This is a genomic window from Microbacterium sp. SLBN-146, assembly GCF_006715145.1.
Lineage (GTDB): Bacteria > Actinomycetota > Actinomycetes > Actinomycetales > Microbacteriaceae > Microbacterium.
This window is the reverse complement of sequence record NZ_VFMR01000001.1, coordinates 1300731-1312947: the sequence shown is the minus strand read 5'-3', so window position 1 is coordinate 1312947 and position 12217 is coordinate 1300731. Positions and strand designations below refer to the sequence as shown.

Annotated in this window: 10 protein-coding genes; 3 read left to right on the top strand and 7 right to left on the bottom strand. The window is 70.3% G+C overall.

Annotation, left to right across the window (positions count from 1 at the left end):
* Nucleotides 1–15: 15 nt before the first annotated feature.
* The 5 genes from FBY39_RS05655 to FBY39_RS05640 all read right to left on the bottom strand — a co-directional run bounded on the left by FBY39_RS05655 (nucleotide 16) and on the right by FBY39_RS05640 (nucleotide 6262).
* Complete coding sequence (locus tag FBY39_RS05655; RefSeq protein ID WP_141930924.1) at nucleotides 16–2259, bottom strand: ATP-binding protein; 2244 nt, start codon at nucleotides 2257–2259, stop codon at nucleotides 16–18.
* Nucleotides 2256–2891 (bottom strand): hypothetical protein, encoded by a 636-nt coding sequence (locus FBY39_RS05650; protein ID WP_141930922.1) that lies wholly within the window; start codon nucleotides 2889–2891, stop codon nucleotides 2256–2258. The genes FBY39_RS05655 and FBY39_RS05650 overlap by 4 nt, the downstream gene beginning before the upstream one ends.
* A gap of 47 nt (nucleotides 2892–2938) precedes the next feature.
* Nucleotides 2939–4120 (bottom strand): OmpA family protein, encoded by a 1182-nt coding sequence (locus FBY39_RS05645; RefSeq protein ID WP_160132957.1) that lies wholly within the window; start codon nucleotides 4118–4120, stop codon nucleotides 2939–2941.
* Between the two features lie 253 nt (nucleotides 4121–4373).
* The gene (locus tag FBY39_RS16375; protein ID WP_160132955.1) at nucleotides 4374–5762 is read right to left on the bottom strand and encodes a hypothetical protein; all 1389 of its coding nucleotides are present in this window, start codon (nucleotides 5760–5762) and stop codon (nucleotides 4374–4376) included.
* A 26-nt stretch (nucleotides 5763–5788) separates the two neighbouring features.
* Complete coding sequence (locus FBY39_RS05640; RefSeq protein WP_141930917.1) at nucleotides 5789–6262, bottom strand: DUF5663 domain-containing protein; 474 nt, start codon at nucleotides 6260–6262, stop codon at nucleotides 5789–5791.
* 154 nt (nucleotides 6263–6416) lie between these two features.
* On the opposite strand from FBY39_RS05640, the gene FBY39_RS05635 reads away from it, so the two are divergent.
* Complete coding sequence (locus FBY39_RS05635; protein WP_141930916.1) at nucleotides 6417–6773, top strand: hypothetical protein; 357 nt, start codon at nucleotides 6417–6419, stop codon at nucleotides 6771–6773.
* A gap of 130 nt (nucleotides 6774–6903) precedes the next feature.
* Nucleotides 6904–7203 carry a hypothetical protein gene (locus tag FBY39_RS05630; RefSeq protein WP_260837459.1) on the top strand — a complete coding sequence of 100 codons (300 nt, stop codon included), beginning with the start codon at nucleotides 6904–6906 and terminating at the stop codon, nucleotides 7201–7203.
* A 91-nt stretch (nucleotides 7204–7294) separates the two neighbouring features.
* On the opposite strand, the gene FBY39_RS05625 is transcribed toward FBY39_RS05630, so the two are convergent.
* Nucleotides 7295–8707: an HNH endonuclease signature motif containing protein gene (locus FBY39_RS05625; protein WP_141930914.1), complete on the bottom strand. Its 1413-nt coding sequence runs from the start codon at nucleotides 8705–8707 to the stop codon at nucleotides 7295–7297.
* 99 nt (nucleotides 8708–8806) lie between these two features.
* A complete protein-coding gene (locus FBY39_RS05620; protein WP_260837458.1) occupies nucleotides 8807–9823 on the bottom strand; it encodes an ROK family protein in 1017 nt (338 codons plus the stop codon).
* A 216-nt stretch (nucleotides 9824–10039) separates the two neighbouring features.
* On the opposite strand from FBY39_RS05620, the gene FBY39_RS05615 reads away from it, so the two are divergent.
* Nucleotides 10040–12202 (top strand): alpha-galactosidase, encoded by a 2163-nt coding sequence (locus FBY39_RS05615; RefSeq protein ID WP_141930908.1) that lies wholly within the window; start codon nucleotides 10040–10042, stop codon nucleotides 12200–12202.
* Nucleotides 12203–12217: the final 15 nt, after the last annotated feature.

The window sequence follows — 12217 nt, the reverse complement described above, 5'->3', positions numbered from 1 at the left end:
CGTTAGCGGCCCGCCTCACGCTCGCCGGCGGATCGGGCGCCCCGGCCCGTGCGCGAGCCACTCGTCGACGTTCGGCAAGGACGGCGGCGACGGTGCCGCGAGCGCCGCATCGACATCGCGGTCGGTCACGGGCGGCCCCGAGTGGCGTCGCCGCCAGAGATCGGCGCATCGCCGATCGATGTCCGCGGCTTGCGCGCGAGCCGCGGCGTCGACTTCCGGTCGTCGGACGGTGAGCAGGAACGGCTCCGTCGGGACGCCGCGGCGGATGAGTGTCGCCGCGGCGCGCAGGTCGGGCAGTCGGACGAGCTCGTCGACGGGCCAGCCGTCCAGGCGCACCGACGACGCCGGGGCCGTGTGCAGCCCGAGCCGGAACGAGATGTGGCTGCCCACGTTGGCCTCGATGCCCGACTGCAGCTCGGGGGCGAGGCCCGTCATGCTCTGGGTGGCGATGACGACTCCCATCCCGAACTTGCGCGCCTCGGCAAGAAGCGCAGGCAATGCCCCGAAGGTCAGGAGGTGCGCTTCGTCGACGATGACGATGTGCGGCCGGTCCCGGCGCGTGCGGCGGCCCATGGCGACCCAGTGCTTGAGCAGCCAGAGGGCTCCCAGCATGCGCGCCGAGCCCGACCCGAGCGTCGGCGCGCCGAGATCCACGAGCAGCGACCCGCCCCGGTCGATCAGGCGAGTGACGTCGACCGAGTCCTGCGCATGCCCGACGATGCCGCGCATCGCGCGCTGCCCGATGAGCGGCTGCAGCTTCGAGATCGCCCACGCGGGCAGCGTGACCGCCTCATCGCCGCGGAGGTCGGCGATCTCACGTCGCAGGCGACGAGCGAGATCGGGATCCGTCTCTGCGACGGCGTTCGCGAGTCGTCCGACGCGCTCGGGATCCGACGCGATCGACAGCACATGGAGGAGGGTCGCCTCGGACCCGAAGGCTGTCGAGACGCCGTCGCACAGCAGCGTGAACCAGCGGCGCCATCGAGGGCCGACGATGCCCTGCCCGTGACGGTCGAAGATCTGCTGGATGAGATCGACGAACTCCGACACGAGTTGCTCGCGCCGATCCGGGTCGCTCTCGTCGAAGAGGTTGAGCACGGCGCCGTCCGGGCGCCCGTGCCGCACCACGACGGCTCGCTCGGCCGACGCGGGAGCGAGCGCCCCGAGCGCGGCATCCACCCCCGACCCGTGATGCTCGAGGAGCGTGAAGCCGACCCCCGCGCGGGACAGGTCGGCGACGAGGGACGTCAGGAACGTCGTCTTGCCCGAGCCGCTCTGGCCGCTCACGAAGAGGTGCCGACACAGATCGGCCGGCTCGACGAGGACACGGACGCGGCGTCCCGCGGCCGTCCGCGCGGTTCCGAGTGCGACCCCGTCGGACACCGTCCCCCGCACGGGATCGATGGGACGCTCGGCGATGGCACGAGGGCGAGACGCCATCCCGGCATCCCCCCGTTCCGTCGCGGGGAGGCGAAGCGCCGCGAGTGCCCAGCCCTGCGGTCGGATGTGTCCCGCGAGCGCCTCTCCCGGCGCGGAATCGATCGCGGTCCATTCGTCGCCGTCGAGATCCCTCAGGAGGAGTGCCGTCCCCCACGAACGCACCGCCCCACGGAGGGGCGCGAGCCCGCCGCCCCCGCGCACGCCGACGATCGTGCGCAGCCTGACCGGCGTGCCGAGGTAGGCATCGAGGTCGGGGTGCGCCGTACGATCCCACGTCTCGCGCAGCTCATCGAGGAGCATGGCGTGCTCGATCGGCGTCGGTGCGGCGATGAGTGTGCGCACGAAGCCGCCCGGCATGCCCGACACTGCCGTCAGTGCTTCGGCGGCGGGCTCCCGTGCGGGCAGCGGCCATGCCACGGCCGCCGCACCGAGCGGGAAGACGACGTCGCGGAAGAGCGGCTCCTCGATCGAACGGCGTGATCGCGCGGGATCCCGCACGAGCTCGGCCGCTCGCGGGGAGCCTCCGAGGGAGGGCACGCTCCGCGTGCGGCGCGTGGCGGCGACGACCGGCTCCCACGCACGCGCCACGTCGCGGTCCCATGTCGCGGGGACGGGGCCGAAGGGAGCCGCCGTGAGCCGGACGCGCCCGCTGCGCTGATCCGCGCGCAGAACCACGTCCACTCCTGCACCGGCGGGCCACTCCGCGATCGTGCGCACGAGGGAACGTTCAGCCTCCGCTGCCCGGAGATGGGGTGCCCGCTCCCGGACGAGCGCATCCGCTTCGAGCACGGACACGGCCGTCGATGTCGCCGGCGTCATGCCGCCCTCCTGTTCACCGTGGGAGCTTCGTGGGAGAGGTAGGCGGCGACCTCGGGCGCCTCTCCGAGCGCCGCGCCGCGACGCCCGAAGCGTGCACGTGTGTACCGGGCGGCGCGCATGGCGTAGGCCTCGCGCCACTGCCGGAGGACATCGCGCCCCTCCACGGCGAGCGCCTCGCGGACGGACCGGAGGACGGCCGCCTCGACCTCGGCTGCCGCGCGCCGGGATTCGTCGGCGCGGGCCTGCGCGTGGGCCGCGTGCCCCGACCGGACGCGCGCTGCCCACTGGGCGCGTTCGGCGTCGTCGAGTCGGGCGAGGTCCGCGCTGGTCGGGATCTCCGGAACGACGCCCGGTGACGCGGCGAGGACGACCTCGAGCGGCGCGAGTGCGCGATCCACCGCCGACAGCGCCTCGTCGATCCGACGCACGGCTTCCGCTTCGCGGCGACGGTGTGCGGACTGCAGGCGGTGCAGCGAGTGGGTGTGCGCACCATCGGGGACGCCCCGGTTGGCGCGGGCGTCGATCCAGCCGCGGACGGTCAGCGCCATGGCTTCCCAGAACCCGATGCCTTCGCGCGGCACGGGGCAGACCGCCTCGTACCCCGTAGACCCGATCGTGACGGTGCGTGCCATCTCTGGCTCCTTTCGCTGTGTGTCTGTGACTTTCACCGATCCCGCTCTCAGCACGACGGGGATGCCGACGGCTCGCCCTTGCTGACGACGACCGTGCGGTTGGCGATCGCCGCCGACAGGATGAGCGCTCCCGCGGCATCCATGTCCGGAACACGGCACGGCCACGTCGTTCCCCAGCCGGTGACATTCATCTCGGAAAGAGGGGTGCCGCTCTCGGCGGCGAGGAGTGCCGCGACGGCGTGCGCGCGATCGGCCGAAAGCGCCTGGTTCGTGTCGGCGAGGCCTTCGGAGCTCGCCGACCCTTCCACGCGGTAGACCCCCGGGCAGGCCGACAGGCGGTCGACGACGCCCGCGACGAGCGCGCGTGCAGCGTCCGGATCCACGAGCTCGGCGCTGCCGGCCGCGAACCCGACGGATGCGTCGCCGAGCAACTGGCGGCAGTCGGCTGCCGCGAGAGGCTGCGGCCGCTCGACGGCGACCGGAGTCACGAGAGGGAGCGCCTCGCCGTCGAACGGACGGGCCAGAAGGCTCGTCGACTCGAGGCGCACGTCGGTCGCCTGCGCCGTGCGGAAGTACGTCGTCCAGATGTCGACGAGAGCCTGCCGGGCGCTCGTCGACAGCGCCGGCTGCGGATCCGTCACGACCCCCAGCGTGGGCATCCGCACCGAGACGGCGTCGAGTCGGGGGATGCCGCTCTGCGCAGCGTGCGCGACGAGATCGGACGGCTCGGCATAGAGGCGTCCGTCGAGCATGCTGAGCGCGCCCGCGGTCGACAGACCCGACGAGTAGACGACGAGGGTGCGCCGGGTGTCGGCCCGGAAGGCGGACGCCGTGAGCGCGATCGCTTCGGTGAGGTCGACCTCGGGCTCGGATGCGCGCTTCTCGAGGAGCGCGGTGCGCGCATCGGAGCGGAACTGCGCGAGCCACGCCTCACGCTCCTTGCCGTTGCCGGGCAGTTCGGGGAGCGTGATGTCGACGACGACGGACGGTTCACCGTCCGCCACGACGGCGATGAGGTGATCGCCTTCCTCATCCAGGAGGTCGAGGGCGACGTCGAGGTCGGCAGGCGCGAGCGCCGATCCCCCCATCGTCGGGGCGAGGACCACTCCGATGTCGTCGGTCATCGAGGCCTCGGATGCCGCAGGCGCGCACGCCGCGACGGCGGGAGCCGCCACGGCGAGCGCCGCGACGAGAAGCGCGAGACGGGAGGAGCGGGACGTGGAAAGCATGGCGGGTCCTTTCGTCGAATCGCCGTGTTCAGGGACATGACCGATCCCGCTGGAGGGACCGGTCATGTCGGGTGCGGAGGAGGTCACGCCCAGTGGCGTCCGCATCCGTCGCACAGGAAGCCGATGCCGCAGGCGCACGCCGACCCGCGCCAGGCGCCGCGGCAGCGGGGGCACGGTGCGACGCGACCCTCGCAGTGGCGGCACCGCAGGAAGGTGTCGGAGCGCGCCCGGAAGAACCATGCGAAGAACCGCATCACGCGTCACCCCCGGCCGTCTCGGCGTCCGCGGCGCGCCGCTCGGCGTCCGCGGAGCGACGCGCGGCGAGAGTCGCCTTGTGCCGCTCGATCGCGAGGGGCACCGCCGGATCCGCCGCGGCCAACGCCAGTTCCCCGTGGTGAACGGCGACGTCCCACGCGGCTGCTGCATCGATCGCGTCGTGCTCGGCATCCCACATGCGGAGGCTCTGCATGTTGACGACGCGCTGCAGCTCGATCGACCCCTCGAGGAGCGCCGTGCGGTCGACGAGGTCGACGACACGACCGTCTGCCGCGTGCACGACGGCGCGGGTGCGCAACTCCTGCAGGCGCGCGGGGTTGTAGAAGGTCACTTCCCACAGGACGAGCGCGACACCGAAGCCGACGAACACGGCGATCCAGAAGATCGTCGGCAGAATCGGCTCGAAGACGGCGTTCGGATCGATAGGGGGGACATCCGCGGATGCCGTGCCGAGGGCCTGTGCGCTCTCGATCGACCGCAGGCGGTTCTCCTCCGCCACCCGGATCGCCTCCGCGCGGTCGACGCTCACGCGCACGACGGCGAGGGTGACACCGACGGCGATCCACATGAGGGCCGCGCCTCCCGCGACGATCCCGTGCCACATCGGCAAGCTCTTGCCGTGGACGACCTTGTTGATCGTGATCCCGATCAGGTAGGGCACGATCGTGAGGATGCCGACGCTGATGACCGCGATGACGAGCGGCAGCATCCAGTCCGAGTCGTCGGCGCGCAGGTAGGCCCGCATATTGCCGGCGACGGCCGAGCCCTCCACGATGAGCGGGATCAGCACCGGCAGGACGCCTGCGACGATCGTCGCGACGATGTGCCAGCCGAAGCGCTCCGTTCCCGGCGCGATCGGCAGCCCGGGGCGCTTCGTGCCGTCGGGCATGCGCTCCGTCCCTTCGAGCACACGCGACGCGGCGTCGTGCGCGGCCCGCGCACGGTCGGCGTGCGCACGGGTGCGGGCCATCTCCGCGGCGAGCCCTGCCGCCGTCTTCGCGGCCCCATGCGGCTCGGGAGCGACGTGCTCGCCGCGGCGAGCCGCTTCGAGGACGGTCGCGGCGGCGGCCTCCGCTTCGGCGCGCTCCGATGCGATGGCCGCCTTCTCGACCTCCGCCTGAGCGGCCCGCGATGCCTCGTAGGGCAGCTCGCCGATCGTCGCCTCGATCCCGGCGTCATCCAGAGCTCCCGTGGAGATGGCACGTTCCGCCGCCTGCTGCGCGCGGAGCTGCGACTGGCCCGGATCGAGGCGGGCGCGCCGCCTCGGCGGGTTCGCGAGCTGCACGACCGTGCCCTGCGGGCCTGTCTCGGTCGTGACGTCTGTGCCTCCATCAGCGGGGGCGGGGGTGCGGGTGCGGTCGAACATGGGGGCTCCTCTCCCTGTCGCCTCGTTCACCGATCCCGCTGCGGCGTCGTGTAGGCATTCGGTCGGCTCGGTGAGGCGTCGGACGGCACGAAGCGTGAGGGGTCGCGCATGATCTCGTCACGGAGAGCGGCGATCTCGGTGCGGACGACCTCGCGGCGACCCGGGCAGTGCTCACGCAGCCACGTCCGGGCCGCGTATTCGGCCAGCACGACCAGCCGAGGAGCGTCGGCGGAGAAACGTGCGGCGATTCGGTCGAGAAGCGGGTCGTCAGCGAAACCCGGTCGGTTCTCCTGGACCCACGCCACGACCGCGTCTCGCTCGCGATCGTGGAGCTGCCGGAACTGCGCGATCTGCTGGTCGTTCAGCTCGCGGGCGAGAGCACGACCGACGCGCGTGGCGAGTTCGTCACGGATACCGCGGGAGACGCGGTCGCGGATCGCGGGAGGCAGGTGCCCCAGACCGCACTCCGACAGGAAGCTCTGTGTGGTCGACGTCGTCACATTGATCTCCTCGTGTGGATCGCGAGGTCTTCACCGATCCCGCGCGAGGACTCGTCCCGGTGCGGTCGGGCGCGTCGAACCGGGGCGAGTAGCCCATCGGCGGAGGATCTGCAAGCGGCCCGAGCGACACAGACGCTCTGGCGAGAATGGGGACATGCGTTGTGTGACTTATGCAGGACAGACCGTGTTGACGACCGCTGACGTCGCCGATGCGCTCGTGACGCTGACGGCCGCGGTCGCGAAGTTCGGCGATGCCGAGGCGGTGCGCATCCCGATCGTCGTGGAGTCGTCGCGGTCCGTCGGCGAGGCTGAACTCGTCATCGGCGTCGGCAATGACGTGTTGTCCGCCCCGACCGAGTGGGATGGCGACGAGCCGAACTTCTCGGAGGCCGTCGCCGATCTGAAGGCGCACCGCTTCTATCCGACGGAGCGGGCCAACGCCGACGACGTGTCGGACCTCGCCGATGCCCACCACTACGACCCCGATTTCGACGGCTTCGACCGCATCTAAGGGGCCACACCTCGCTCATCCATCGTTGCTTCGTCGATCTATCGAGGACAATGGATCGACGAACCCACCCGCAATCTCAGCAGAGGGAGCGCCCATGGTCTTTCGCAGCAGAGACACGCTAGAAGGCTGGTTGGCCGACTTCCGAAACGCTCGCGAAGCCGGCGATCTCATCAACGTCGTTGTGCAGGACGGTTCGGAGGGCGCGGATACGGGTCTCGTGATCGTCCCCTTGAAGGGTTCCACGATGTCGATCTATATGGAGCCGTTGTCGGTGGGCGAGGCGCGGTGGCGCGTCACCCTCGAACCTTCCGAAGACACCACCGTCCTTTCGAGCTTCGAACTCCAGGGGCTCGCCGCCGAGCTCTCCGTCGCAGCCGAGCTGTGCGCGTATCTCGAAGCCCGATCGGCCGGGCACGACGAACAGGTCTGACGGCACCGCGCAGCGGCTGGGCATCATCCCGCGCACGTCAGGGCACAGCGACGTCGGTGAGAGACCAGAGAGTTCGACGCGGAAACCACCGTCAGAAGGGCGCGGCGCTTTGGGGTGGTTCGTTCGGTGGTGGATTGTCCGTGTCGGCGGGGTCGTCGCTGGGTCGGAAGTGGACGCCGAGTGAGGGTGGGTGGTCGAGGGTGTCTTTGCCGAGGGGTGAGGTCCAGTGCAGGATGCCGCCGGGGAGTTGTGTGACTTTCCAGGCGGTGAATTGCTTCATGCTGTGGTGTCGTTGACACAAGTGGGCGAGGTTTCGGACGTCGGTGGGACCCCCGTGGGCCGCGTCGATCGTGTGATCCACTTCGCATCGGATGGCGGGGAGCCGGCATCCGGGGAACCGGCAGTGCTGGTCGCGGGCGCGGAGGTACCGGTCGATCGCCGCGGTCCGCTGATACGTGTCGACGTGCAGCACCGCCCCCGTGACCGGGTGGGTCAGGATCCGCTCCAGGGGTGACCGGGTCGCCCCCGCGAGTTCGCGGGCGGTGGCGGGGTCGATGGGGGCGTGCCCGACGAGATCCGTAGGTGCGTCATCACGACCCAGGAGGGTCAGCACCGGCACCACGACCTGCACTTTCGCGCGGATCGCGCCGAGGGTGCCGGGGCCGTCGTCGGTGCGGGTCGGATCAGCACCGGGCGCGGAGGTGAGGAGCATGTCGGTGAGTAGATCCGCCCGCAGTTGGTCCATCGTGCGCCTGTCCGACGCGACGAGCTCGAGCCGCGACATCGCGGCCGTGTCGTCGGCATCCTCATTCCCACCGGCCGCGGCGCGGGCGTCGACCGCGGCCTGCCCCCGCACGTCCACGATGCTTCGCGCTTGCTGGGTGAGGCGGTCGTAGATCGCATCCGCCAGCAGTGACGGGACCGTCGCGCACAGGTCGGACATCCCATCCCCCACCGGCACCACCCGCACACCCCGCGTCTCCCGCGCCTCGACATGACGCTCGGCGAGGGTGCGAGGGTGCAGCCGCTCGGCCAACAACCGCAACTCCCCCTGCACCCGGCCGGGAGTCTCGGCCTCGCACCGCCGCAACGCCTCCCCCTCGAACCCCGGACGTGCCTCGGGCGGCAACGGTGCCCCCGCCTCCACGATCACCCGCACGTGGCCGCGCGTGATCGCCCCCGCCTCCCACGCGTCCAATGTCTGCGGATAATCCTCGACCAGCGTCGTCGCATCACCGATCTGGCGTTGCACCGACCGGTCGGTCACCCGCAGCACTCCCGCGACCTCCGCCGCGATCCCCCGCAACGCCATGTCATGCACCCGGACACTCGCGTGACTCCGCGCTGCCTGCCGACGAGCGACCTCACCCGCGCGTGCCAGCGCCCGCGTCTGGGCCGCCTGCGCAGCGGCGATGACCGCCTGCGTCTTCTCGACCTCGGAAACCACCTCTGCCAGGATCGCCGTGTCACCATCGGTGAACCCCACGAGATCGTTCGAATGCATGATCCAACTCTAGACACCCCTTCCGACATCGATACTCGAATATACGCACGATGTTCAGTCGACGAGCGGGACCCTGCCTCGCTGATCAGAACGGCGTGGTCAGGGATCGAGGGTCAGTCCGGCGACGGCCGCCTGGATCGCGACCGCCGCAGCCCCACGCGCCCAGGCAGTGAAGCTCGAGTCGTCAACGTAGATCGCGATCGGATCGGCGCGCGGATCGCGGTCGGCGGCGATCGCCGCTCGCACTCGAGACTCTTCGAGCGCGAACAGGGCGACGCCGTCGCCGGCGAGCACCACGGCGGGCTGCATCGTGAGATTGGCGGCGAGCGCCACGAATCGGCCGAGCGCATCCGCGGCGGCACCCGTCACTGCGCGTGCGGCGGGATTGCCCTCGCTCGCGAGCTTCAGCACCTCGTCGTACTCGACGGGTCGCTGCAGAGCACCGGACACTTGCGCTGCGATCGACCCGGAGGTGAGCAGCGCCTGGGCGCACCCGCGATGCCCCTCGGCACACAAGGGGCCTGTCGCGGCCAGTGGAAGATGACCACCGAGCCCCACGCCGGCCTCCCGCGATCGGACGACCTCGCCGTGGACGACGAGCGCATAGCCGATTCCTTCACCGATGGTGATCACGGAGAAGCCATCGATTCCTCGCCCGAGCCCGAACCATCGCTCCGCCTCGGCGAGCGCGACGAGGTCGTTCTCCACCGTGACGGGAGCGTTGGTGCGCTGCGAGAGGGCAGCGGCGAAGTCCACGTCCTGCCACCCGAGGAAGGGGGCGAACTCGACGACGCCGTCGGAGACGACCCCTCCGATACTGACGCCGATGCCGTTGGGCCGTGCAGTGCCGAAGGAGTCGATGGCCTTCTCCACTGCGGCCACGACGGCTTCGGGATCGCGCTTCTCGATAGGTGCTTCCGACGTCGCGAGCAGGCGGGCCCTGACATCGGTGAGTGCCGCGTAGACGCGGTCGCCGGTCAGCTTCACACCGATGAAGACACCGAGATCCGGGGCGATGTCCAAAGGCCTCGTCGGCCGACCGACGGATCCGTCCTGCGTCTCCCCTTGCTCGACGAGGATCCCGCGGTCGAGGAACGGCTTCGCCAGCCTGGTCAAGCTGGCCGGCGAGAGACCCAGACGTGAGGTGAGGGAGCGCCGCGAGATCGGGCCATGGATCAGCACCGCACGTGCGAGCGCGGATTCGCTCTCGGTCAACATCGGCACCCCCGCAGGTATTGCTTTCATTCTGGCACGAAGTCCTCATCCACTCCGGCGGAATCGTCGCCAGAAGACTACTTGCGGTCTTAATTATTTCCGTGCTAGAACTAATTCATGCATCTGAGCGATCGGGGTGTCGACGTGGAGCCCCTACCCGAACCAGAGACCGTCCTCACTTCCGACGTGCTGCACCTGCGGCGCGGCGGAACGAGTGTCGCCATCGATCTGACGGCCGCCGCGATCGTCCACTGGGGCGAAGAGCTGGCACCGGCCTCACCCGCCGCGCTCGCGTCACTGTGCGTGGCCGCTCGCCCGCAGCGCGTCTCAGGCGGCCTCGACAGAACTTCGCGCCTCGGTCTGATCTCGACAGCTGCGGACGGCTGGTTCGGCACCCCTGGGCTCGAGGGGCACCGCAGCGGCGACGGCGTCAGTGTGCGATTCGAGCTCGAGGGTGTTCAGAGCAATGACGACCACGCACTCCTCTCGTTCTCCGAGGACGAAGTGGGGCTCCGCCTCCAGCTCGAACTCCGCGTCGGCGCGGCGGGCCTGTTCCACCAGCGGGCCACGCTGCGCAATGTCGGCGACACCGCGTACACAGTGAACTCTCTCGGGCTGGCATTCCCCACCCCATGGGACTCCACGGAAGTGCTCGATACGACGGGCCACCACCTGCGGGAGCGGCACCCGCAGCGTCGTGAGCTGACGATCGGGACCCATCTTCGAGAAAGCAGACGCGGACGACCCGGCGCGGACGCCAGCCTGCTGCTCGCGGTCGGCCGCCAAGGTTTCGGCTTCGAAACCGGCATCGTGCACGGCATCCACGTCGCGTGGAGCGGCAATCACCGCGTCCTCGCCGAGCGCGTGAACACGGGCGAGTCGTTCCTCCTCGGCGGAGAGCTCCTCACCGCGGGTGAGCTGATCCTCGAGCCCGGCGGGTCGTACACGACGCCGTGGGTCATCGGATCGTGGGGCGACGGGCTCTCCGAGCTCTCGCACCGCTTCCACGACGAGTGGCGCCGCCGACCGCAGCATCCCCGTCGCGCTCGTCCCGTGACCCTCAACACGTGGGAGGCCGTGTACTTCGATCATCGCCTCGAGAAGCTCACGGCATTGGCGGATGCTGCCGCGGCAGTCGGCGTCGAGAGGTTCGTCCTCGACGACGGATGGTTCCGTGGTCGTCGCGATGACACTGCGGGACTCGGCGACTGGTTCGTCGATGCGGATGTGTGGCCCGACGGACTCCATCCGCTCGTCGACACTGTCACGGCGCTGGGCATGGAGTTCGGCCTCTGGGTCGAGCCGGAGATGATCAATCCCGACAGCGACCTCGCCCGGGCGCATCCCGACTGGATTCTGCGGGGGCGCATGAGCCTCCCGCCTTCCGCCCGGCAGCAGCAGGTTCTCGACCTGTCGCATCCGGATGCCTACTCGTACATCGCCGATCGGCTGCACGCCCTGCTCGACGAGTACCCGATCGCCTACCTCAAGTGGGATCACAATCGCGATCTCGTGGATGCCGCGAGCGGCCCGGCCGGCTCGGCACGTGTCCGTGCCCAGACGCTCGCGCTGTACCGACTTCTCGACGAGCTGAAGTCCTCACACGCAGGGCTGGAGATCGAGAGCTGCGCCTCCGGCGGCGCACGTGTAGACCTCGGCATCCTGGACCGCACCGACCGGATCTGGACGAGCGACAGCCTCGACCCGCTCGAGCGCCTCGCCAACCAGCGATACACCGGGATCGTGGTGCCGCCCGAAATGATGGGCATGCATCTCACGACCCCCACGGTGCACTCGTCCGGCCGCACGGTGGACCTCGATCTCAGCGGCGCCGTGGCGCTCTTCGGCCACTTCGGCATCGAGTGGGACCTCACCGCGATCGACGACGCATCGCGGGACGAGGTGGCCGGATGGGTGGCGCTCAGCAAGCGCTTGCGACCGCTCATCGCGAACGGGCGTGTCGTCCACGGCGATGTCTCGGACGCCGCGATCGATGTTCGCGGCGTTGTCTCGGCAGACTCGGCTTCCGCCGTGTTCACGATCACGCAGATCTCGACATCCGCCGCGTACCCCGCCGGGCGGGTGCGGCTGCCGGGACTCGATCTCGATCGCAGCTATCTCGTGTCGCTCCTGAGCTCCGGCCGTGAGGCCGGGCAGTCCGCCCTCGAATGGGCACAGCACCGGACGGTACTCACCGGTCGCGAGCTCGCCGTCGTCGGGCTGCGTCCCCCCGTTCAGGACCCCCAGCATGCCGCCGTCGTGGAGTTGACGGCGGTCTGAACAACCCGCACCACC

What these genes read in the sequence shown, in the direction of transcription:
- FBY39_RS05615 (WP_141930908.1), top strand. Translation starts at nt 10,040, where the DNA reads ATGCATCTGAGCGATCGGGGTGTCGACGTGGAGCCCCTACCCGAACCA.
- FBY39_RS05655 (WP_141930924.1), bottom strand. Translation starts at nt 2,259, where the DNA reads ATGACGCCGGCGACATCGACGGCCGTGTCCGTGCTCGAAGCGGATGCG.
- FBY39_RS16375 (WP_160132955.1), bottom strand. Translation starts at nt 5,762, where the DNA reads ATGTTCGACCGCACCCGCACCCCCGCCCCCGCTGATGGAGGCACAGAC.
- FBY39_RS05650 (WP_141930922.1), bottom strand. Translation starts at nt 2,891, where the DNA reads ATGGCACGCACCGTCACGATCGGGTCTACGGGGTACGAGGCGGTCTGC.
- FBY39_RS05645 (WP_160132957.1), bottom strand. Translation starts at nt 4,120, where the DNA reads ATGCTTTCCACGTCCCGCTCCTCCCGTCTCGCGCTTCTCGTCGCGGCG.
- FBY39_RS05625 (WP_141930914.1), bottom strand. Translation starts at nt 8,707, where the DNA reads ATGCATTCGAACGATCTCGTGGGGTTCACCGATGGTGACACGGCGATC.
- FBY39_RS05635 (WP_141930916.1), top strand. Translation starts at nt 6,417, where the DNA reads ATGCGTTGTGTGACTTATGCAGGACAGACCGTGTTGACGACCGCTGAC.